The organism is Paenibacillus sp. JQZ6Y-1 (genome assembly GCF_040719145.1).
GTDB lineage: Bacteria > Bacillota > Bacilli > Paenibacillales > Paenibacillaceae > Saccharibacillus > Saccharibacillus kandeliae.
The window spans coordinates 2,277,874-2,299,878 of record NZ_JBFDUZ010000001.1 but is presented as its reverse complement, the minus strand read 5'-3'; the positions used below and the strand labels follow the sequence as shown (position 1 = coordinate 2,299,878).

Below are 22,005 nucleotides of genomic sequence, written 5' to 3'. Positions count from 1 at the left end.
AAGCAATAAGCCAATCATAAGCAAGTATACCAGCTAAACGCAGGTAAAGGAGGAACCCCCATGGGCAGAGCAATAAGCGTACGCGGTGAACGTACCCGCAAACCAATCAACATACCTGATTTGCTATTCAGCATTGTGAACTACACCATCCTCAGTCTGCTGCTGATCGTGACCATTTATCCGTTTTACTACATTTTCATCTACTCCATCAGTGATTCTTTTCAGGCGCAGAGCGGCGTATTCCTGTGGCCAGCCGGATTCTCACTAGAAAGCTACAAGGCAACCTTGCAGCTGAATGGATTGCAGGAGGCGGCAATCGTCTCGGTATTGCGGACGATTATCGGTACGATTTTGACCGTATTATGCTGTTCCTTCTTCGCATATCTGATCACCAAACGTGAAATGCCGATGCGTCGGTTGATTTACCGCTTCGTGCTCGTTACGATGTATTTTAACGCTGGGTTTATTCCGTGGTATCTGACCATGAAAGCATACGGTCTGCAAAATAACTTCCTGCTGTATGTGTTGCCGACCGCATTAAGTGGCTTCAATATCATTCTGATCAAAACCTTTATCGAGCAGCTGCCACCAGCGCTAGAGGAATCGGCGAAAATTGACGGGGCAGGGTATTTTACAACCTTTACCCGCATTATCTTCCCACTATCTACGCCGATCATCGCCACTATCGCAGTCTTCTCGGCAGTGGGACAGTGGAATACGTGGTTCGATAACTTCTTCTTAGTAGAGAATCCGAATCTGCAAACGCTCCAGCTGGTGCTGTATAATTTCCTCAATCAATCCAACAGCATCTCCAGCATGAGCGCCGCCGAAATGACCAATTCCGCCGAGGTGCGCACGATGACACCGCAATCGATTCAGATGACGATTACAATGCTGGTTACATTGCCAATTGTACTCGTCTATCCAATGCTGCAACGCTTCTTTGTAAAAGGTATTATGATGGGTGCGGTCAAAGGCTAATTTAGCTGTGCCAAACCAATCACACTAGATCATTTTGGTGATCTAACTCTCACATAATGAATACCGAGATGCACGAATATGTATCAAGGTGTATATCAGCCAACGAACTGCATATGACCTGTCAGACGCATCGCTTCATTCGCAGTCTGGCAGGCACATGGTAAATGAAACACCGTCATGTTCCCATCTCATTGATTATCTATACACATAAAGGGAGGTCAACCCATGAAAAAAGCACTCAAGGTTCGCACGCTGACTAGCGTTTTGCTCACATTTATGATAACGCTTACAGCATGTTCTGGCTCTACAACTACCCAAGAGGGCGCAGGCAGTCAGGCAGGAACAAAGGATGCTAACGGAATTGTCACGCTGCGTGTGCTTGTGAATGAGACCGGAACCAACTGGAATACGTATCCCGATAGCGAAATCGCCAAAGAGCTGGCAGACAAAATCGGCGTCAAAATCGAGTATGTCGAAGCGGATGCTAACAAAATGAACGTATTGCTCGCAGGTGGCGATCTGCCGGACATCGTGCGTGCCGATCCGAATCAGTATGGTAAACAGCTGATCGACGGGAATTTGATTATCCCGATGGATGACATGATGGACAAGTACGGCAAAGACATTGAGCAAACGATCCCGACGGTGGTCGATTACAGCCGTGCGAACTGGAGTGAAGGGCAGAATAAGCTGTATTTCCTTCCACCCCAAATTCAAGCGGACCCAAGCCCGGTATATCCGAATGTAACGATTGGACCAACGATGCGCTGGGATTATTACAAAGAAGTCGGTACACCGGCGATCAATAGCACGGACGATCTGCTGAATGTACTGCAACAGATCAGCGCCAAGCATCCGACAACAGAGGAAGGCAAAAAAATATACGGCGTATCGATGTGGCAGGATTGGGGTCTCTGGCCATACATCATCCCGTTCACTTGGATTACGCAGCAGACCGCTAGCGGCGGCTCTGACCTGATGGCAAAACCGCTCGGTGAGAATCGACTGCTGAACGTACTGACTGACGATACGTCCAACTACTGGGTTGCGATGGATTTCTACAACAAAGCGTACCGTATGGGACTGCTGGACCCAGATGCGCTAACTATGAAAAATAACGATTACATGGCAAAAGCAACAGCTGGTCAATTCATCCTCGGTCCAGCAACATGGGCAATGGGCGATTTCAATGCTAAATATGCTAAGGATAACAAAGGCTACATGGTGCTGCCTATCGGTAAACAAGCATGGAGCGGCGGCGTGCGTCCTGTCGGCTGGTCTGACAAAAGCTACGCTATCTCCAAAAGCAGCAAATATCCAGAAAAAGCAATGGAATTCCTGAACTATATCCACTCGTATGAAGGTGCTAGAACGCTGTATAGCGGCATCAAAGGCAAAGACTGGACTATCGAAAACGGCAAACCACAGCTGAACAAAGACACCATCGCAGCCAAAGTCAATGGTGGCGACGCATGGGAACGTACTGGTATCGCACTTGATCAGAACTTGATCGGGCTCGGCGGCAGTGTGATTGATCCGTCGAACGATACACCGGTCAATCTGTTCTCCACTGAAGAAGCAATGGCAGCAAGCTCGACCACACTGGAAAAAGACTTTAGCAAGCACTACGGCGCAACCTATCCGGGCGAAGTATTCTCCAAGCTCGTGCAGGAAGGCAAGTTGAATGACGAGAATACGCCGCTGAAAAGTCTGAGCCAAGACGAAATTGTCAAACAAAACACCGTCGTTCTGCCGGTACTGACGGATGATCTGCTCAAGCTGGAAACACAGCTCAAAGAACTTGCCGCCCGTACCGCCGCAACGATGATTCTGTCCAAAACAGAAGAGGATTTTGCAGCGAATAAACAAAAAGCAATCGATTCGTTCAAACAGGCAGGTGCCGATAAACTGACCGAATATATTACCACCGAATACGCCAAAGCCCTGCAAAACGCAGGTGTGAAATAACACGACCACAATCGGCGTTGATCTCAGCAGTGTTAAAATAGCTACAAACCATGTGAACAGCAACGTCTTCGTAATGAAGGCGTTGCTGTTTTTGTTGATTATATCGTAAACTTTTAGCAGGAATGAGTTCATATTCAATATTCAAGAAAAGGAGATGCCGTCATGAGTGAGCAAGATCCATATATGAGTACGAATGATCCATATGGGATGGTCGAGAGTGTTGATCGTATTATCAGTTCAAAAAAAGTAAAGAATATAGGTATAGGTTCGTCCGTAACAGATCTGTCCTTATATCTGGGCGAGTCGAATATACAGCCAGCAAAAATAAATAGAAGATCCAATGTCTATTGTTATGTATACGAAAATATAAGCTTTTTTGTTGAAGCAGCCAAAGTCATAGCAATCGATATTGATGTTCATGGGAAAAACAAACATTGTATCGAATTGGGGGAGATGGCCAACTGGAATTTGGATCATTGGTTCGATTTTGCCAAAACAAAAGCATGGGAGATCGAAGAGATTAGCGATATTACTCATATATATGGGGATGGTCTAAAAATAGCCCTATCTCCAGCAGGAGAGTTGGGTATGATATCCATTAGATCCTCCTAATTAATAAAATAATCGCTTGTACAATACATATTTTTGTGAATTGGAAATTATTGTATGGTTAATTTTTGCGTGTTTGTGTATATACATGTAGGATAGCTTGTTTGCGAGAATGAACATCTTATTTTCTAATAAAAGGATAATTTCCTTTTTCATACTTTTTTATGATGTTGCTTAAATAAAATATACATTCGTCCCAATAATTAGACATATTATTAAGTCTTTTGGCATAATATGTATTGTTTACATGTCTATTTATATAGTATTATTTACCTACAACCAAAGAATTATAGTTGATAATATTCATTCCTTAGACTTATAAACGATGATGATGAATAAACGCAAGGACGCGTGATTGTTTGTACGTACACTACGGCACGTAATCTCATGGAAGAGGTGAATTCGATGACTTTGATGGTGGATTATTGTCCCCGTTGTGGGTCAATTTATCAAAAAAATATGCGCAATATGTGCAACGGTTGCCGCGATGAATTGGATCAAAAACTAAATCATTGCCTCGATCATCTCTGGCGCAATCCGAAAAGCACAACCGAGCAGCTGAGTGCAGCAACCGGTATGGATATGCAGGAATTGTATCGCTATATTCAAGAGGGACGATTCACGTATAATCATCCCAATTTAACATTCCCATGTGAATGCTGTTCGCAGCCAATCAATAGAGGACGACTGTGCAATCAGTGTCTGGGTACATTTCGTGAAGCTTTCCCAGCACCACAGCCCAAGCAGCAGCCCGCCCTTGCAACTGGCGGTCGTGCCACAAGCAAAGTATTATATACGTCACGCAATAGCTCACGGCGTTAACCTTAAACCAGAACTAGAACCAGAACCAGAACTAGAACCGAAGTTTGAAGGAGAATCTGAACTAGATTCGGAGTTGGAACCAGTACCTGTTCTTGGTATCGGCTATTCTTTTCATATATGAAAAAGAGGTCTTTCTCACAAAAGACCTCTTTTTTCTGCCCTCCAATATGAAATCACTGAAGCAAATTCCTTTTTTAAACCACTCATGCCCAATATTACACCGTCCAGCCACACGCCTATACTATCTATTGACCATATCGGGCATTTAGCCAATCGCCGTACAAATCTCTACAAAATGCCCATCTGGGTCTGTCACATAAGCGACCGTTTGTCCCCAAGGCTTCGTCACTGGTTCATGCTTGATGATCACGCATTGATCACGTAGATGCTCAATCACAGTCGGCACATCCTCAACAACAAAGCCCACTTCAAAGCTGCTCGCTGCGGGAACATCGTCCGTCAATCCAAGATTCAGCAGCTCATTCACCGATTGCCGCGTATTTAGTGACAAGGTGGTATCGCCCGTCTCAAACTCCACATAGGTATCCACCTGCATTTTGATAGGCAGACCGAGCAAATCACGATAAAAGTGTAGCGATTGCTCCAGATCATTCACATACAAAATAATATACTTGAGATTCAATTTCATCATTATCGACTCCTATTCTGTTCATCTCTAGCCCTCACAGCCATACATACGGATACAATGTACACTTCTCTAGCCATACTATGTCGTTCGTATCAGAGAGTACCTCATAAGCAAGAGCGCTATTACTATATACTGTACCGCATCTCCACTCCGACCTCTTGGAAAAAACGGACAACCTTCTCAACTGCATCTTGCATCTATTTAATCGGCACCCATCTGACGCAGACGCAGCTGTCCCGGTGTGAGACCATAATACCGATGAAATGCCAAATTCAAATGCGCCTGATCATAATAACCAAATGTTGTCGCCAATTCACGTAGAGGTAGCTGTGGCTTCATTTGCCAGTATCGAAGCACCGCTTGAAATCGTACAATATCTGCCCACTCCTTAGGCGAAATGCCTAGCTCCTGCTGAAAGAGCCGCCGCAATGTGCGTTCACTATAGTATGTATCTGTAGCCAGCTGCCGAATACTCACATTTCCCCGTCGATCATGTATCTCCTGAACAACCGTATGCCATAACGAAGATGTTGGATCATCCCGTTGATATAACAAATGCAGCAGCCATGTATCCACGAGCTGGATTCGTTCTGCTAGATCACTGGCAGTGATGACTTGCTCTGTTATAACCGTTGCTTCCTGTCCTAACCATCCATCCAATCCAATATGATCACCGATCAAGGTGGCACCTGCATATCCAAACAAGCGACGGAGTTGACTAGCATACATCCGTATCCCGAAGAATGCCATCTGCTCCTGTAGCGGCATGACTTCATACGACATCATCAGCGGGGATAGAAAGGCACCCTGTATCTCCCGTGCATCCAGATCAAAAATAATATCAATACAACCATCCGGTACAATGCGATGCCATTGGCAATCCTGTTGAGGCTCCGCAGCAGAACTCCAATAACAGCAAACGACATCTCGCAAACGCTCATCAGGCGCATATTCGTTATACCGATAATGCTTGTGCAAAACCCCGTACTCTAGCATCGGTGGCTGCACTGGAACAAAGTAACGCATGTCACACCTCCAATCGTGATCTAGATACCAACCATGATCTTCATAACTTCAACATAGCATAAAGCATTCCGTTTCAATCATATAAACTTTTTGTTAATATCATATTGATTATATCTAATGATGATGCTATGATAAGACCACTCAAAGATATTAACAAATTGTTATTAACATAAAAAGGATGTGTTTATAATGTTCGGACTGCGGTTTGCCAAATTTCAACCCAGCGATTATGTAATGAAAGTGAAAAACGGCAAGATTGTGAAGGAAGGCGTCGGTTTATCGTTTTACTACTACGAGCCCACTACATCTGTCGTAGTCGTTCCTGTTTCGTCGATTGATGTACCCTTTATGTTTGAAGAGATTACGAGTGATTACCAGACCGTCACTGTACAGGGGCAGGTCACATACCGAATTACTGAATACCGTCAGACGACACGTATTTTGAACTACACCTATAATCTAAAAAAGAACCGTTACTTATCAGATGATCCTGACAAGCTATCCCAGCGGGTGATCAATATCGTCAAAGTACTGATGAAAAAGCGGATCGAGCAGTTACCGCTACGTGAAGCGATTCAATCCAGTGAACTGCTCGTACGCAATATTACAGCAGAAGTAAAGAGCAACGAGGAGCTGCAAAAGCTTGGTATCGAGATCATGGGCTTGTCGATTCTGGCGATTCTACCGAACAAGGAAACGATGCGTGCACTAGAAGCACAGGCGAGGGAGCATATTTTGCGTAATGCAGATGAAGCGCTGTACGAACGCCGCAACGCTTCGATTGAGCAGGAGCGCAAAGTGCGTGAGAACGAGCTGAATACCGAGATCGCTGTCGAGACGAAAAAACGCCAAATTCGTGAAACCCAGCTAGAAGCCGAACGCTCGGTCAAAATCAAACAAAACGAGATGCAGGAAGAACAGCTTCGCTTCGATACCGAGCTAGAAGAACGCAAAAATCAGCTGATCCAGCTGAGTACAACCAACGACCGTGCCAAAGCAGATGCAAAAGCCTATGAGATGTCGGCGGTAATGCAATCGCTGCAAGATGTTCCACCACATGTATTGCAGGCGATGGCAAGCATGGGCATGAAGCCGGATCAATTGATTGCGATGGCATTCCAAGGCTTAGCGGAAAATGCTGGGCGGATCGGACAGCTGAATATTTCGCCAGATCTGCTGCAAGGATTGCTGAATGACAATGGACAGGGAGCGACCAGTCAACGGGGAGGTCGGACATCATGAACCGACGGATGACCGAGAATAAAATCGTATTGGTCAAACGGAGGACGCGATTACAAGAACTGATTGTGCGCTACAATACCGTCCAGCAAGCGCAATTTTATATTGAGCGGCTGGGTGCTGATTTTGGCGATTATGTGCAGGAGGATCATCAATATCAGCTGGCATTGGAGCAAGCGACGGTACAATTGCAGCAGCTGGGCAGAGTGCAGCTGCTGGATCGAGAGCATGTACCCAGCTTTATTTTCGGACCAGACGATGTGGTCGTCGTGCTTGGACAGGATGGGCTGGTAGCGAATACGATGAAGTACGCAACAGGGTTGCCATTGATTGGTGTTAATCCTGATCCACAGCGTTGGGATGGCGTATTACTGCCGTTCCGAGTGCAAGAATTGCAGCCGCTGCTTACGGATGTGTTCGCTCGGCGACGGCAGGTGAAGGAGGTACGGCTTGCTTGTGCGGAGCTGAATGACGGGCAGATGCTATATGGAGTGAATGATCTGTTTATCGGGCGCAAAACGCATGTGTCTGCTCGCTATCAGATTAGCTATGGCACGGTGATGGAGCAGCAGTCGTCCAGCGGAATCATCATCTCAACAGGCATGGGCTCCACCGGATGGTTTAAAAGTGTACTTGCCGGAGCAGCGGGCATTATGAATGCGGCAAACGGCGGACTCAGTGTACAGCCGCCATCTGTGCCTTCATCGTTTGGTTGGGATTCACCATATTTGTATTACAGTGTGCGCGAGCCATTTCCAAGCCGCAATACATCGACTGAATTGGTTTTTGGTCGTATTGAAAATGATCCGCTGCGCATCGTATCTCAGATGCCAGAAGATGGAGTGATTTTCAGTGATGGGGTAGAGAGTGACTATTTGGAATTCAATTCCGGCGTAAGCGCCACGATAAGCATTGCACAGCAAAAAGCGCATCTTGTCATCTGATGCGCTTTTTGCTGTATAGTATTGCTGTAAATTATTTGATTTTGATAATGCGTACATCTTCATAAGCGGAAGCATCACGCGGTTCTACGACTAACTGAAGCGCATCCGGCTCATTCAGCAAATTGCTATAAAAGACATGCTCAAACGTATACGGATCACAGCTAATTAAGCGACTGCCTGTCGGCACTAGATTCACGGCATTGCCATGTTTCTCGGAAATGATATGTTCTGGCTTCAGCCAGAGTGGACGTGCATCCTTTTCATCGACTGAGGTATCCGAGGTGAAGCGGACACGCATCTCTAGCGGAGAAATCTCTACTCGTGACATGATCAGCTTGTGATTGCTCCATTCCACCACTCGGTTCGGATAAATAATCTCTGTTTCCTGCCGCTGAAATTGCGGAGCGAGTGAGAAGTGGATAAGCAGCGTAGGCGAATAGTGAATACTTTGCGCGCCTGCCTCACCGGAATAATCCGAGCTAGCGGTAGACATAATCTGAAACTGGGCAGCAATCTCACGTGGGAAATTTTGCTTCTGATCCAGTCGGATCGTTGCTGTGCCATAGTATTGCTGTGAGTTGTTCTCATCCTGAATGCCATTCAGACGGGCAGAAGCGGGACTTAGCGGTTGACCCGTGGCGATATTGCGCAGCTTGACACTATTCACACCCGGAATGTACGCGTCCTTATCGGTATGTGCGGTATAGAGCAGAATCAAGCGGTTCTCGTCTGCGGTAACAGCGTTAATGGTTAGTCGATATCCATTTTGCTCCGCAGACTTGTCGATATGCTGAATGTAATTATGCTCAATAGCCGATACAAGACTCTGATTATGCACCTGTTCACTTTGATAAAAGCGAAACGGCTCCAGCTCGCCCCAGCTCAGCTCATTGCTGCTCGTATGATTCGGCTTGAGCCAACTGGTCAGCAGTAGAATTAGAATTACGATCACCGTGGAAATGACAAGCACAAGCAGGCGAATATCCAGCAAGTCGCGAATACGGCTCCACCACGTCCTTTTTTGGTTTGACAATGCTGGCGTATCGGCAGTAGTTATGACCGTGGAAGAGGACGGAGTTGTATGCTGGGAATCCTGCTTTGAGGGTGAAGCTTGGTTGTTCTGATTATTCATGTGGACCGTCCTCCTCTCGGCTGTGCCGGCGGCTTCAGAATGGGGAAAGAATCGGTATGTACAGTTCTTGATTGATCGACAATCGTCGATGAGTGCTTCCCAATGACGGATGATCGGATATACAGCTACATGATGCTAGAGGAGAAAGCGAGAGGAAGCGGTAGAAATAGCGATACACTTCTATTGTACCCTGCTCACGTTCCTAAATTCCAGTTTATTGTGATGATTTTATAGAATGATCACATGATGCACATGACTCATAATAAAACGCTGCGACCTACCTGAATGTTTCATTGGATAGGTCGCAGCGTGAAGGGAAGCGTGATTAAATTTTGAATGTACCAATTTGTGCTTGCAGCTGCTCAGCAGTTTGAGCAAGTGCAGTGGAGGACGTCGAGATTTCTTCCATAGAAGCAAGTTGTTCTTCGGTTGCAGCAGATACGTTCATTGTACCAGCGGACGTTTCTTCCGTAATACGAGCGATCTCACTAGCAAAGCGCAGCAATTCTTCCGTGCTGGCGGACATTTCTTCCGCACCTGCGGACACATCCTCAATGTCGCCTGCTACTTGGTTCACGGCACTCATAATACCTTCAAAGGCATTTCCAGCAACCGATACAGAAGCAATCCCTTTGTTGACTTCTTGACTGTTCACATCTACGGCTTGAATCGCACGGTACGTTTCTTTTTGAATCGTTGTAACCAGATCAGTGATCTGACGTGCAGATTCAGCGGATTGTTCAGCCAGTTTGCGGATTTCGTCGGCTACGACAGCAAAGCCGCGTCCCGCTTCGCCTGCGCGGGCTGCTTCAATCGAAGCGTTCAGCGCCAGCAGGTTCGTTTGAGAAGAGATGCCGGTAATAACATCTGTGATATTACCGATGGTTTGCGAGCGTTCACCCAGCTCTTGTACGATGTGGGCAAGCGAAGACATAGAGTCTTGAATCGAATCCATTTGTGCAACAGCGCTACGAATCGCATCGTTACCGTCAGCCGAGCGGGAAGCTGCATCGGATGCGGAGGCAGATACCGTTTGTGCACGAACAGCGATTTGTTCCACGCCAATCGACATTTCTTTCATTGCTTGAGACGAACGATGTGTCAGTTCCACCTGACGGTTGGTGCCTTCCGCAACTTCTTGTGTCGTTTCGGCAATTTGACGAGAAGCATCCGTATTTTGCTCACTGCTTGCGTTCAGTTGTTGCGACGAAGCAGCAATCGTTTCGGAAGTCGATGCTACCGATTCGATCAGACTGCGCAGGTTGCCAGCCATTTTGTTAAAGGACCCTGCGAGCAGACCGATTTCATCGCGATTTCTGATGACAATATCTTCGCCAGTCAGATCGCCATCGGCGATACGTTCAGCAGCAGTTTGTAGACGTTTGACTGGATTAGCGACAAGACGTGCAATAATGAATGCAATTGCCAGACCGAGGATGATGGCAACAATCGAAATGATAACAATATTCGTTGTTGTTTTGGAACCCAATTCTACAGCGGAAGCAGTAGAAGCAGAGGATTGTTCGTTTTCTAACGCAATCAGCTTGCTCAATGTGTCATTGGCTGTATACCATACTTTATAAGCATCACTATGCAGACTGCTCATTGTATCAATGTCGTTGTTTTTTCCGGCAGTTACCATAGCAGGCAGCGTTTTGAGATATGTTTCATAATTGGTATTGAATGAATCGAGCAGCTGCTTTGTTTCATCAGTTTGCGCCATAGTGGCGTACTGTGCACGTTCGGTTTCGATTTTTTTCAGAAGTGCATCCAAGCTGTCTTCCAGACTGTTTACTTCGGACGTATTACGTTCAATAGCAATATTCAGAGCGAGACGTTCCACATCGGATACATCGCCATTCATAATGCCCAGCAAGGAAACGCTCGGCATGGATTTTTCATCAATGTTTTTAATTTGAACCTTCAAGCCGTTGAGACCTACCAGCGATAGGGTTGAAATTGCCGCCAAAAGTAAAATGACAGCGATAAATCCTGTTAATAACTTCATTTGAATCGTATACTTCATAAACTCACGCTCCAGCCAATTAATGTTCGTTACTTGTTGTGTTATGTATAGTATATCGACAAGGCTAGCAGAAAATTTACACGAAAAAAAACTTAATTTAATACAAAATACCCAGTACACAAGAAATATGAATTCAATACAATACATTATGCAACGAAAATCCATTGTTATATGAACTTATATTGTATAAAAATAATAAAATAAAAATTTTTATGAATTTTAAGCACTAAAATAAATGTAGAATTTTGTCGTTTTAAGGTGTTTTAAAGCGGCTAATATGGTTTAAATAGATAGTTTCATCCTAAAAATAGTCCTATATTGCTATGGTAGCGTATATATGTGCGTGTACGCGCACAATCGGCAAGACGAGCAATAGATGTACCTAGATAAAACGGATATGTTCACTGCTCTACCTATATCCTATACCTTCCATAGTAATACCCTAGAAGCCATTCTACTTCTGGTGCTCTTCATATCGCCAGATGATTGAACTTGTCGTTCACAAAAGGTATGATCGAAGCAGAACGAGAACCGCAATACCAATATATGCAGCAGATGAGGAGTGTGCAAAATGCAACATCATCAATGGGCACATGTTCCGCCGCTGGGCTGGAACAGCTGGGATTGTTATGGGGCAGCCGTACGCGAGGAGGAGATTCGCGGGAATGCCGAATATATGGCGAATCATTTGAGAATATTTGGCTGGGAATACATAGTGGTGGATATACAATGGTACGAACCGGGGGCAGTGTCATCAGCATATCGTCCATTTGTACCGCTGGAAATGGATGAATACTCGCGCTTGATGCCAGCAGTCAATCGTTTCCCTTCGGCAGCTGAAGGTCAGGGCTTCAAGCCGCTGGCGGATTATGTACATTCGCTTGGACTAAGCTTCGGTATTCATATTATGCGTGGCATTCCAAGGCAGGCAGTGCATCAGGATACGCCGATTAAGGGAACGCATGTAACTGCGCGTCAGATTGCACACACCAATTCCATTTGTCCGTGGAATACGGATATGTATGGGGTGGATGCGACGAAGGAAGGGGCGCAGGAATATTACAATTCGCTGTTTGAATTGTATGCAGAGTGGGGTGTCGATTTTATCAAAGTAGACGACATTGCCGCTTCACGCTTGTACGATACCCATCTGGCGGAAATAGAATTGATCCGCAACGCGATTGACCAATGTGGTCGCCCGATGGTGCTTAGCCTATCACCGGGACCCGCACCACTCGGATATAACCAGCCATTCCGTGATAACGCCAATATGTGGCGCATCACGGATGACTTCTGGGATCGGTGGGAGTTACTGTATGAGATGTTCGAGCGCTGCGAGGAATGGGCACAGTTCGTAGAGCAGGGGAGCTGGCCAGATTGCGACATGCTGCCGCTTGGTCATATCGGCATTCGTTCGGTGGATGGCGGAGGAAGCGACCGCTGGACACGCTTTACCGAGGATGAGCAGTTGACCATGATGACCCTGTGGGCAATCTTCCGTTCGCCACTTATGTTCGGCGGCGAACTGCGGGACAATGACGCGTGGACGATGTCGCTGCTGACGAATGACGAAGTGCTGGAAGCGAATCGCTCTGGTCGATATGCGCGTCAAGTGTATCGAGATGAGTATGACCGGATTGTATGGACATCCGAGAATGCGACGACTGGTGATCAGTATGTAGCGCTGTTTAACGCCAGCGATGATCCGGCACTGGTGCGTGTGAGTCTGGAGCAGCTTGGATTATCGGGTGGATATTACCGACTGCGCAATCTATGGGAACGCGGAGAATCGGGACAGGTTGGATATGATATTGAAGTGAAGGTTCCCCCGCATGGGGCGAAGTTTTATAAGCTGAGTTCGATGGATTATGAAGATGTGGTTGTACGGATGTAGCAGACATTGTAGATAAAAAAGGAGAAGGCATATCGCCTTCTCCTTTTTTATCTACAGATTTATTTTGACAATGATACACGGTACTTTTGTTCTTGCTTTGTTCCATCATGTAATACAATATACATGTCTTCCGGTTGTTCCAGAATGGTACTTCCAAATCGATAATTCACAATTGTTGTTCCATCGTCCAGCGTGGAAGACCATGTAGATGTTGATACGAGCTTGGTAGATGAACCTGACGAATTAGACAAAAGGTACACATCAGGAGGACCTGTTTTCTCCAACTGTTGCTTTGCTTGATCATCCAATTTGATTTGCAAAGAGGTCGTTAATGGCAATATGCTGAATTGATTGGTCGTGATCTGACCATCTCCCCATGTAAATGAAGCATGGACGGGTAGAGTCTGTTCTTGTTGCAGGCTGAATTGAGGTGCCAATCGGAAAGGAATGACAAAGGCGGGAACGGGTTTGGCTATCACCTCATTATTGAGTGTAGACGTAGTCCATTGCTCCAATGATACCGTTTTGATGCGTATTCGAGCTGTTATATCATCTGGGAAAGGTTGTTGCGAATCTAATAATATCGAACCAATACCGCGAAGATCTTGCGAAGTTGCGGGATTGGAATCGCTATCGATGGAGCTCATATCGCTAATTAGTGACATATTATCTGAATTAAAAAAACGAACAAGATCGGGTCGCATAATGCCCAGTGGTTGGTTGGTAGATACTGTGAAAAAGAAATACAAATTTTGCTGATCTGCGATTACCGCATCGATGGTAAACTGAATGCCGCGGTGTTCGACCGTTTTTCCAAGATACTGTACATAATGCTGCTGAATGGCGGTATGCACATGATTATACAAAATGGATTTTTCTGTTAATTCACGATATGGTTCTAACTTACCCCAATTCTCGTGCACCTTTTCATTGGATACAGAAGATGCTGGTGTTAATAAGAAGGGACTCCATAGATGCATTCCAGCAAATAGAATCAGCGTCATCACAATGGCGGATGTCACACCGATACGCCAGCCGTACCGCCAACGAGAGCGACGGATGATCGAGCTTCTCTGCTGTAAGCCAAGTCGAATGGCGCGTGTTGTTTCCCAGTCCTGTGCGTTGGATTGTTGGTCACGCCATTGATGGGCTTCCTTGCGCAGAATTTGTTCCAGTTTATCCTCCGTGTTCATCATACCAGTCCTCCAATCGGTCGGTTTGCTTCCGCAGCTGCTTCAATGCCTGATGTTGCCAAGTTTTGATCGTGCCTTCTGGTTTGCCAAGAATACGAGCGATTTCGGGTACAGTCAGATCGTTGTAATAGCGCAATAGTAAAATATGACGGTATTTGGGCTTTAGCTTTTCCAATAGACTCAGCATCTGGAATTTGCGATGATCCATCGATACGCTCTTTTCCGGTAACGACTCTGGCATGGCTACAAGTCGCTTGCGTCTTCGCTGTTCATCAATACATATGTAGATTAAGATTCGGATGATCCAAGGGTGAAAGGCTTGACTATTTTTTAATGACCTTCGCTTTTTCCACGCGCGATAGGTAGCCTCTTGAATCGCTTCCAGTGCGTCGTCACGATTACGCATATAGCTGTAGGCAATATTGTATAATTGCTGTCGATGCTTCAATATTTGCTGATAAAAGCGTTCTTCTTCACATGTATACTCTTGGTGTATCGAACATGCTGTATCGTCTGTACGGGATACATTCAAAACTGTTCCTCCTTTTTGATCTTTATATAGTATAGACGGAGTAGGCGAAGAAATCGTTTTATCCTATTGGTATTTGTTTATGGTCATGTCATTCATACACGAGCAACATCACCAATTGGGAGGAACTTTGTTTTTTGAATTGCATATGAAAAACAGGAGAGGGCGCATCGCCTTCTCCTGTTTTGTAATAATCGTTTATAGGCTTACACCATGCTACGTCTACAATCCTCAAGCCATCGTCGAAACCGATACCGGCATTCCAAAACGTCCCAAGGAACTGCGATTATTTTTAATCCAAGCCAGTGCCAGCGTACCTTCACCCGCATGGATACCTGCTACTGGGATAAACGAAGCGATCTCGATCTGCAAGCGAGGTGCGAGATGGGCGATTTCCTCTTTGAGCTTGAAGGCGCCTTCCATATTGTTCGCGTGCATGATGCAGACATCGCGGACATGCTCCAGATCCTTTTTCAAAATATCCAGCAGCTTTTGCTTCGCCTTTTTCATCGTACGAATCTTGTCCTCGACAATCACCTTACCACCTTCAAAACGCAGCAGCAAATGGATCGACAGCAATTGGCTGATTACGAGCTGGGTACCGGAAACGCGACCGCTACGGTGCAGCTGCGATAGACTAGCTGGAATCATGTAAAAGGACATATCGGAGATCATTCCTTGAATCTTTTCGCAGATTTCGGAAGCGGTTAAGCCTTCCTGATAATACTGGATACCCTGCAATACCATCTCCCGCAGTGGGAATGCACCGACCTGTGAGTCGATACCCATCACTTGTACCTCTGCCATCTCGGCAGCTTGTAGGGAAGAATGGTATGTGCCGCTAAGCGACGATGAGCAATGGATAACGATAATATCGTCGTATTTGCCCTTTAGCTTCTCATATAACTCTACAAATTCGCCGATCGGCGGTTGGGAACTGCTCACTTTCTCATGTTGACGCATTTTTTCATAAAATTGCTCAGCGGTAATATCGACATTTTCGCGATAGATTTCATCTCCAGCGATCAGGCACAGCGGTACAATATACACATCATGCTCACGGGCAAAATCAGCATCAATCATAGCGGTGCTATCTGTAACCCAGGCGATTGTTTTCATAATCAGATCACTACTTTCCATAGTAAGATTCAACAATGCCTTGAAAATCGTGCTATTATCTATCGCACGTTTCAAAGATTGTGAGCATATGCGTAGTTTGCCCGCATGCTCCGAATGAAGAAATGGAGAATGTCTTATAGCAAAATGTACATATGTACTTCATAACTTTAAGATGTAGTTATTATAACCAGATGTAGACGTAATTACAAACTTTATATATGATTATTAATACTAAATAACTTTTGTTTTGCGATTTATTCGGTATAATGGAAAAGAAGATAGGTTGGCTTATATTCAAATTTTTGAATATGATAAACATACATACAAGCATCTACACCCCTACATACGTAAATCAAAGGAGGCAAGATCAATGAAATCGCAATATCCATTGTTGGATCAATTGAAGGAATGGGGCGAAGGGAAAGTAGCGTACCGCTTTCCGCGTTGGGAACAACTCCCTGTCATCGGCATTTATATGGATCAGCTGGTCGAATGGCTAGAGTATCAATTTCGCCAATTCCCCGGCGAAGCCGCAGGCAAGCTGATTACGCCGTCCATGATCAACAACTACGTCAAGCAGAAGATCATTCCGCCGACGGTAAAAAAACGGTATTCCCGTGAGCATATTGCCTATCTGATCATGATCTGCAACCTGAAGCCTGTGTTGCCGATTGGTACCATTCAGGCGATGATTGCAACTCAATTGCAGACGCGGACGCTAGGCGAGATTTACAATCATTTCTGCGAGGAGCAAGAGGAAGCCTCCCGTTATACAATGGAGATGGCAAAGCAGGAAGGACGACAACTGCGCGATCAAGCAGAAGGTTCGCAAGAAGAGATGCTGGCAGGATTTTCACTGAAAATGGCGACACTGGCGAACGCGGGCAAGATTCTAGCGGAGAAGATTACGGGCTTGGAATACGAAGCCGAGCAGGAGCAGCGGAAAGAAGATATTGCTCAGGCATGTGAACGGTAGGTTGTACATCACGATAGAAATGCAAAAAGGAACGTATCTCCAATGGATACGTTCCTTTTATTTCTACCTGCCCATGACGTATGATCAAGCCAAAATACTCTTCCGCTTCGCTTCCTCAATCCAACTCGGAAACTCATTCAGCAACCGATCATATAATTCCTCATCGCTCACCTTCGAGATGTCATCCAGCTCAAAGAAATTCGCATTATCCACAAAGCGCCCTTTCAGCTCATCCAATTCCCGCAATACGCCATAATTGGCATTGCCCAGTCCGACAAACTGCCAGAATAGATTAGAACGCGAGCTGTCGATGATCAGCTTGGCGATTTTACTCTTACTGCTCACCCCGCCATCACTGAAAAAGATAATATACGTCGGCAGATGCACATTCGGTTCTTCCTTCGTATACTTGCGGATGACATCCTCCATCACTGGTGGCTCGTTGTTCGTTCCACCCTTGCTGCCCAGCTTATAAGCACGCTCTATATACCCCTCATACTGCTCCGCCCGTACACTTTTCGCCCGTAAAAACTCCTTGGCAAAGAACCATACATCCAATTCACCATCATCGTCAAACGCCGCTGCAATCGCGAGTACACGTTCAAATGCTTCCTGCACGATGCCTTTTCTATACAGCGAATACATTGATCCAGACGCATCGAAGACTACAGCGACACGCGCTTTGATCGGCGCAATTTGTTTCTTTTCCAGCGATAAAGTGACTTTGTTTTTGAGTAGATCAATCTTGGTTAACGGAACCGTTAATTTTGGTGCTGCCGATTCTGTAGACGGTGGAGTAAGAGATGGCTGCGTCGTAGAAGAGGGAGCAGGTGGTGTTGAGGAGTCTGCACCAGCTGGCGAATGCCCTGTCGTACTTGAAGACGAAGCAGCAGCGGCAGTTGATCCAGACGTAGCCTGTTCATCCGTTGCCGAATCGTCACCTTCGATCTCCACGCCAAACGATTCTGCCAACGGCTGCAATCCGCCGAAGAATCCGCGTCCAATGGCGCGTACTTTGAAATCTTCTTTGTACTTGTACACTTCGATCAGGATGATTGCCGTTTCGGATGTTACTTCGGATAGTGTATATGTAATCTGTTGTCCGCCCATCTGCAATACTGCTTGGCAGTTGGTCACCTGCGCGAAGGTACCAGTGCCTTCTAGCGTAGCGGTAAATACGCATTTGCTAATCGGTGCTTGCTGTAATCGTTGCAGATCCAATGTAAAACGCGAGCTATACGCATCGGCTTGGGTAAGCTGAACCGATTGATGCGGATCGACATTCTGATTGTAAAAGATAAAATAGTCATCCGAAGGCACTTTGCCATCCTCATTGACCATAAAGCAGCTCACATCCAGTGTAGACGGTGCAGCGCTGCATTGAATAATAACATCTAGTGTATTGCCCGGCGGCAGATTAGTATTTTGCCCCTGATTCAGTTGAATGGATTCTCCAGCCATCTTGTGTACCTCCTGTATGTAAATTGGGATCATGCAGTAGAATGAATAGTATATCTTCTACCATAAGTTCTTTAATCTTCCACGTCAAACTAAAATCATTGTAAAATAGTGGTACAAAAGGTGAGAAGAAAGATATTCTTTATTAGTTGCATTTTGTTCCATTTCAGATACATGTATACGTATACATCTTGTGTTGATAAGGTTGCTCCGCCATGTAACCAGAGATTGTATACGTTATGCTCAAGCTTACAAATTACACTCGATATAGCGAATGTCAATCATTACAGACCAAAGGGGATGAGTAGTATGAGACGTATCGGAATGATTATAGGGATGGTTTGTATAATGATGATTGCTGGTTGTTCTGTCTATACTCAGGATACCCAGACCACTCGTGTGAATAGCGTTACCTTGGACGACCAATCAATGTCTCATACTACCCCAAGCGCGAGCGATAACAAAACGGAATCATCCGATTCTACATCGCCGTATGAGGCTGATCCCCTCAAAAGCAGTTGGCAATATACAGGCTATGTGATCGATAAGAAGGAAGACAAGATTCCGGCGATCTTGTTTGTATGGGATGTGCAGCGGGAGCAGGTTGATGGACATTCTGTAGATGATATTTTGAATATTGCCAACCCTCATGCGATTTGGCTTGTGACGGATGGAATAGCTCAAGCCGATGACATTCGTATCGGAGACGCTATTCATGTCATCCTTGCGCCGAATGTGGATACCTCCTTTCCAGCGCAGGGCAAACTAGCGCAAATGCAGATTGTTCCTGATCAACCGCGTATTTCAATACAATCTCCATGATCGATCTCCATACAAGAAATCCTTGTGCAGGATCATCTATTGAGGTTTGATATGGTTGTAGAAGGTTAATGATGTAAGTTAATAATTAATATTAACAAAAAACCTATAAAATGACAGGGGGTATTTCGTTGAAAAAGAATACAAGATGGAGCGCATGGAGTCTTGCCGCAGTATTGACCGTCGGTAGCATGAGTACAGTAGGCATCGCACAGGCAGCAGATTCCATATCCTACACAGCCTCGACTGGCTTTGGTTCAGCACAAGGCGGCAACAACTGGCATTACCAGCAAAAGAATGGCACGACCTACACGGATCTTACATACCAGCCATCATCGAGTCGCTGGGATGCGAACGGAACCTATCCTTGGGTATCATCCAATGCTCAGCATCCGGGCAATACCGCTGATTCTGTACGCACATGGATTGCTCCAAACAGCGGCAAGATTACCATTACAGGCTCTGTTCAAAAAGGCAGTGCCGACGGCGATGGCATCACGGCATCGATTATCAAAGACAGTACTAACCTGTGGTCACAAACGATCCGTACCACCTCAGAAGTACAGCCGAGCAGTGTCAGCAACATTCCGGTGCAGCAGGGAACGCAGATTCATTTTGTCGTCAATCGTGTTGGTTCGATTAGCTTTGACCATACGCTGTGGAATCCAACGATTGTATTTACACCGGGCGCTTATGTGCCGGATGATCACAGCTTGTCGATCTTGGATTTTGGCGCTGTGGCAGGGGATAACAAGGCAGATGACGCAGCCATTGCTGCTGCGATCAAGCAGGCGAAGACCGAGGGCAAGGATGTATACGTACCAGCAGGGACGTTTGAATTGAGCAATATTGTAACAGTAGATGGGATCACCTTGAAGGGGGAAAATAAAGAACAATCCATTCTGACCTCGACCAATCCAGAGCGCGGTTCGATTGATCTGACCGGAAGCAGCCCAGCCATTCGCAATCTGTCGCATGTGTATCAAACAACGGTACCTCGCGGAGATGGAGAAAACGAGAAAAATAGCATCACTGTAACAAATGCTACAAATTTTACAATCGATAGCATACGTGTGGATCAAGCAAGTACGGCAGGTATACTGGTAAAACGTTCTACTGGTGGCACCATTACGAACAATGTCGTACAAAATACAAATGCTGACGGCATCCATCTTACAGACGGTAGCAGTCACATTACCGTACAGAATAATAAGGTTCAGCATGTAGGAGACGATACCATTGCTGTAGTCAGCTATGGCGGCGATGTGGATGGAAGTGGCAATCTAGACCCTACACACGATATTAGCATTCTAAGTAATGATGTAGGTTATAACTCGGGAGCGCGTGGGATTTCTGTAGTGGGCGGTCATGATGTGCGGATTGAAGGCAACCAGATCCAATTGACACAAATGGCAGGTATTTATATCGCAACCGAATCCGCATATCAAACACAGTCGGTGAACGCAGTGACTATTAACAATAATAAGGTAGATCGTACAGCGCAGGATACGAGCAGAGGGCATGCCGATCTACTGGTGTATGCTGGAAGCACGCCGATCGATAATGTAACATTCAATGATAATACCAGTACGAATGCGGCAAAGTTTGGCGTAGGCGTTTGGGGAAGTGGACACATTGGTACGATCACATATAATCGTATGACAATCATCAATCCGGGTTCTGGTCCATACAAATTCGACAATGGTAGAGTCATTTGGGATGGAGAGGTTAAACGAGATCATTAAGCAAGCAGTACTCATGGAATGGATGAAAGACAGATTGGATGGTACGCGAGTAAGACAACTTCATATACAATCGAGTTCCAAACAGCCAGCAGTAGCGGACAAGCCGTTATCTGCTGGCTTTGCCTTTTAAAAGAGTACGTTTCAAGACTTTTCAGACTGCTTGCAAAGCAAATCCCAACAAAGAAATGTCGCTTATCATCTTCTCTTGCCCATGTACAACATTACATATGTATTTTACGAAAATGAACCTATTTCGCCTAAAATCGTCTAAAATAACGAAATTTGAGCAAAAAGATGAAACGTAACTGTAATCATCCCGTATGCAGTAGTAAGGAACCACCTGTACATCAATATATTCCGCATCTGTAGGATAGCGATCACATGATTCATGTACACAGGTTTCACTTCAACATCGCTGTGATACAGATGCTCATTCTGAAAAGGAGGGGTACATCAATGGATACGTTCAACAAACGCAATATGTTTTTCAGTACCGTTTTGCTGCTCGCAGCGGTCGTGTGGATCGGAGCATACACAAGTGAGGTTCAGATGGAACGTCAAGTCGAAGCATACTTAGTGGACAGTCGTCAGTATAATGCCGACGATATTGATTATGTCAAAGCCAGCTTCGGTATCAATCCGATGCTCGGCGTGGAAGTACATTTTACCGACGATCCTGATGCGCGTTATTACTACAAACGGCATGAGGGCATGATCACACAATATGATGCAGCTCCGCGTGACGGTATCGATCTGCATCACAGCTATGCGTACAAGCATAAAGAAGAAGAGATCGAAGCACGCGAGCATGTGCCAGTGCAACTAGCGACCATTCCTTTCGCTGCACCAGCCATGACCTCCGCGTTCTAACAAGTG

The 22,005-nt window shown here is 45.6% G+C and carries 19 protein-coding genes; 11 read left to right on the top strand and 8 right to left on the bottom strand.

Annotated features, from left to right (window positions below):
* Positions 1 to 60: 60 nt before the first annotated feature.
* The 4 genes from ABXR35_RS09810 to ABXR35_RS09795 all read left to right on the top strand — a co-directional run bounded on the left by ABXR35_RS09810 (position 61) and on the right by ABXR35_RS09795 (position 4,380).
* Positions 61 to 981, top strand: coding sequence for a carbohydrate ABC transporter permease (locus ABXR35_RS09810; protein WP_367058876.1), 921 nt, complete (start codon positions 61 to 63; stop codon positions 979 to 981).
* Between the two features lie 225 nt (positions 982 to 1,206).
* A complete protein-coding gene (locus ABXR35_RS09805; protein ID WP_367058873.1) occupies positions 1,207 to 2,949 on the top strand; it encodes a type 2 periplasmic-binding domain-containing protein in 1,743 nt (580 codons plus the stop codon).
* 162 nt (positions 2,950 to 3,111) lie between these two features.
* Positions 3,112 to 3,561 (top strand): hypothetical protein, encoded by a 450-nt coding sequence (locus ABXR35_RS09800; protein ID WP_367058870.1) that lies wholly within the window; start codon positions 3,112 to 3,114, stop codon positions 3,559 to 3,561.
* Positions 3,562 to 4,050: 489 nt separating this feature from the next.
* Positions 4,051 to 4,380: a hypothetical protein gene (locus ABXR35_RS09795; RefSeq protein ID WP_367058867.1), complete on the top strand. Its 330-nt coding sequence runs from the start codon at positions 4,051 to 4,053 to the stop codon at positions 4,378 to 4,380.
* Positions 4,381 to 4,645: 265 nt separating this feature from the next.
* Here the strand turns inward: ABXR35_RS09795 and ABXR35_RS09790 are convergent, their stop codons facing one another.
* Together ABXR35_RS09790 and ABXR35_RS09785 are read right to left on the bottom strand one after the other, a co-directional pair.
* Positions 4,646 to 5,029: a VOC family protein gene (locus ABXR35_RS09790; protein WP_367061317.1), complete on the bottom strand. Its 384-nt coding sequence runs from the start codon at positions 5,027 to 5,029 to the stop codon at positions 4,646 to 4,648.
* Between the two features lie 201 nt (positions 5,030 to 5,230).
* Positions 5,231 to 6,055: a helix-turn-helix domain-containing protein gene (locus ABXR35_RS09785; RefSeq protein ID WP_367058864.1), complete on the bottom strand. Its 825-nt coding sequence runs from the start codon at positions 6,053 to 6,055 to the stop codon at positions 5,231 to 5,233.
* A gap of 189 nt (positions 6,056 to 6,244) precedes the next feature.
* Between ABXR35_RS09785 and ABXR35_RS09780 the strand changes: the two genes are divergently transcribed.
* Both ABXR35_RS09780 and ABXR35_RS09775 read left to right on the top strand, forming a co-directional pair.
* Positions 6,245 to 7,297: an SPFH domain-containing protein gene (locus tag ABXR35_RS09780; protein WP_367058861.1), complete on the top strand. Its 1,053-nt coding sequence runs from the start codon at positions 6,245 to 6,247 to the stop codon at positions 7,295 to 7,297.
* The gene (locus tag ABXR35_RS09775) at positions 7,294 to 8,238 is read left to right on the top strand and encodes a diacylglycerol kinase catalytic domain-containing protein (RefSeq protein WP_367058858.1); all 945 of its coding nucleotides are present in this window, start codon (positions 7,294 to 7,296) and stop codon (positions 8,236 to 8,238) included. Before ABXR35_RS09780 ends, ABXR35_RS09775 begins: the two co-directional genes overlap by 4 nt.
* A gap of 31 nt (positions 8,239 to 8,269) precedes the next feature.
* Here ABXR35_RS09775 and ABXR35_RS09770 read toward each other — a convergent pair whose 3' ends face one another.
* Together ABXR35_RS09770 and ABXR35_RS09765 are read right to left on the bottom strand one after the other, a co-directional pair.
* The gene (locus ABXR35_RS09770; protein WP_367058855.1) at positions 8,270 to 9,370 is read right to left on the bottom strand and encodes a DUF4179 domain-containing protein; all 1,101 of its coding nucleotides are present in this window, start codon (positions 9,368 to 9,370) and stop codon (positions 8,270 to 8,272) included.
* Positions 9,371 to 9,695: 325 nt separating this feature from the next.
* Positions 9,696 to 11,396 carry a methyl-accepting chemotaxis protein gene (locus ABXR35_RS09765; RefSeq protein ID WP_367058852.1) on the bottom strand — a complete coding sequence of 567 codons (1,701 nt, stop codon included), beginning with the start codon at positions 11,394 to 11,396 and terminating at the stop codon, positions 9,696 to 9,698.
* Between the two features lie 571 nt (positions 11,397 to 11,967).
* Between ABXR35_RS09765 and ABXR35_RS09760 the strand changes: the two genes are divergently transcribed.
* Positions 11,968 to 13,290 carry a glycoside hydrolase family 27 protein gene (locus tag ABXR35_RS09760; RefSeq protein WP_367058849.1) on the top strand — a complete coding sequence of 441 codons (1,323 nt, stop codon included), beginning with the start codon at positions 11,968 to 11,970 and terminating at the stop codon, positions 13,288 to 13,290.
* 59 nt (positions 13,291 to 13,349) lie between these two features.
* Here the strand turns inward: ABXR35_RS09760 and ABXR35_RS09755 are convergent, their stop codons facing one another.
* From ABXR35_RS09755 to ABXR35_RS09745, 3 genes are all read right to left on the bottom strand, one after another.
* Complete coding sequence (locus tag ABXR35_RS09755) at positions 13,350 to 14,486, bottom strand: DUF4179 domain-containing protein (protein WP_367058846.1); 1,137 nt, start codon at positions 14,484 to 14,486, stop codon at positions 13,350 to 13,352.
* Positions 14,467 to 15,015 carry a sigma-70 family RNA polymerase sigma factor gene (locus ABXR35_RS09750; protein ID WP_367058843.1) on the bottom strand — a complete coding sequence of 183 codons (549 nt, stop codon included), beginning with the start codon at positions 15,013 to 15,015 and terminating at the stop codon, positions 14,467 to 14,469. The genes ABXR35_RS09755 and ABXR35_RS09750 overlap by 20 nt, the downstream gene beginning before the upstream one ends.
* Before the next feature lie 228 nt (positions 15,016 to 15,243).
* A complete protein-coding gene (locus ABXR35_RS09745) occupies positions 15,244 to 16,131 on the bottom strand; it encodes a DegV family protein (RefSeq protein WP_367058840.1) in 888 nt (295 codons plus the stop codon).
* A 370-nt stretch (positions 16,132 to 16,501) separates the two neighbouring features.
* On the opposite strand from ABXR35_RS09745, the gene ABXR35_RS09740 reads away from it, so the two are divergent.
* Positions 16,502 to 17,107: a DUF1836 domain-containing protein gene (locus ABXR35_RS09740; RefSeq protein WP_367058837.1), complete on the top strand. Its 606-nt coding sequence runs from the start codon at positions 16,502 to 16,504 to the stop codon at positions 17,105 to 17,107.
* 84 nt (positions 17,108 to 17,191) lie between these two features.
* On the opposite strand, the gene ABXR35_RS09735 is transcribed toward ABXR35_RS09740, so the two are convergent.
* Entirely contained in the window at positions 17,192 to 18,568 is a 1,377-nt protein-coding gene (locus ABXR35_RS09735; RefSeq protein ID WP_367058834.1) for a VWA domain-containing protein, read from the bottom strand.
* A 306-nt stretch (positions 18,569 to 18,874) separates the two neighbouring features.
* On the opposite strand from ABXR35_RS09735, the gene ABXR35_RS09730 reads away from it, so the two are divergent.
* From ABXR35_RS09730 to ABXR35_RS09720, 3 genes are all read left to right on the top strand, one after another.
* Positions 18,875 to 19,387, top strand: coding sequence for a DUF3221 domain-containing protein (locus tag ABXR35_RS09730; RefSeq protein WP_367058831.1), 513 nt, complete (start codon positions 18,875 to 18,877; stop codon positions 19,385 to 19,387).
* Between the two features lie 128 nt (positions 19,388 to 19,515).
* A complete protein-coding gene (locus tag ABXR35_RS09725) occupies positions 19,516 to 21,129 on the top strand; it encodes a right-handed parallel beta-helix repeat-containing protein (RefSeq protein WP_367058828.1) in 1,614 nt (537 codons plus the stop codon).
* 456 nt (positions 21,130 to 21,585) lie between these two features.
* Positions 21,586 to 21,999, top strand: a complete 414-nt coding sequence (locus ABXR35_RS09720; protein WP_367058825.1) for a hypothetical protein — start codon at positions 21,586 to 21,588, stop codon at positions 21,997 to 21,999.
* Positions 22,000 to 22,005 lie beyond the last annotated feature (6 nt).

What these genes read in the sequence shown, in the direction of transcription:
- ABXR35_RS09810 (WP_367058876.1), top strand. Translation starts at nt 61, where the DNA reads ATGGGCAGAGCAATAAGCGTACGCGGTGAACGTACCCGCAAACCAATC.
- ABXR35_RS09805 (WP_367058873.1), top strand. Translation starts at nt 1,207, where the DNA reads ATGAAAAAAGCACTCAAGGTTCGCACGCTGACTAGCGTTTTGCTCACA.
- ABXR35_RS09800 (WP_367058870.1), top strand. Translation starts at nt 3,112, where the DNA reads ATGAGTGAGCAAGATCCATATATGAGTACGAATGATCCATATGGGATG.
- ABXR35_RS09790 (WP_367061317.1), bottom strand. Translation starts at nt 5,029, where the DNA reads ATGAAATTGAATCTCAAGTATATTATTTTGTATGTGAATGATCTGGAG.
- ABXR35_RS09785 (WP_367058864.1), bottom strand. Translation starts at nt 6,055, where the DNA reads ATGCGTTACTTTGTTCCAGTGCAGCCACCGATGCTAGAGTACGGGGTT.
- ABXR35_RS09780 (WP_367058861.1), top strand. Translation starts at nt 6,245, where the DNA reads ATGTTCGGACTGCGGTTTGCCAAATTTCAACCCAGCGATTATGTAATG.
- ABXR35_RS09775 (WP_367058858.1), top strand. Translation starts at nt 7,294, where the DNA reads ATGAACCGACGGATGACCGAGAATAAAATCGTATTGGTCAAACGGAGG.
- ABXR35_RS09770 (WP_367058855.1), bottom strand. Translation starts at nt 9,370, where the DNA reads ATGAATAATCAGAACAACCAAGCTTCACCCTCAAAGCAGGATTCCCAG.
- ABXR35_RS09765 (WP_367058852.1), bottom strand. Translation starts at nt 11,396, where the DNA reads ATGAAGTATACGATTCAAATGAAGTTATTAACAGGATTTATCGCTGTC.
- ABXR35_RS09760 (WP_367058849.1), top strand. Translation starts at nt 11,968, where the DNA reads ATGCAACATCATCAATGGGCACATGTTCCGCCGCTGGGCTGGAACAGC.
- ABXR35_RS09755 (WP_367058846.1), bottom strand. Translation starts at nt 14,486, where the DNA reads ATGATGAACACGGAGGATAAACTGGAACAAATTCTGCGCAAGGAAGCC.
- ABXR35_RS09745 (WP_367058840.1), bottom strand. Translation starts at nt 16,131, where the DNA reads ATGAAAACAATCGCCTGGGTTACAGATAGCACCGCTATGATTGATGCT.
- ABXR35_RS09740 (WP_367058837.1), top strand. Translation starts at nt 16,502, where the DNA reads ATGAAATCGCAATATCCATTGTTGGATCAATTGAAGGAATGGGGCGAA.
- ABXR35_RS09735 (WP_367058834.1), bottom strand. Translation starts at nt 18,568, where the DNA reads ATGGCTGGAGAATCCATTCAACTGAATCAGGGGCAAAATACTAATCTG.
- ABXR35_RS09730 (WP_367058831.1), top strand. Translation starts at nt 18,875, where the DNA reads ATGAGACGTATCGGAATGATTATAGGGATGGTTTGTATAATGATGATT.
- ABXR35_RS09720 (WP_367058825.1), top strand. Translation starts at nt 21,586, where the DNA reads ATGGATACGTTCAACAAACGCAATATGTTTTTCAGTACCGTTTTGCTG.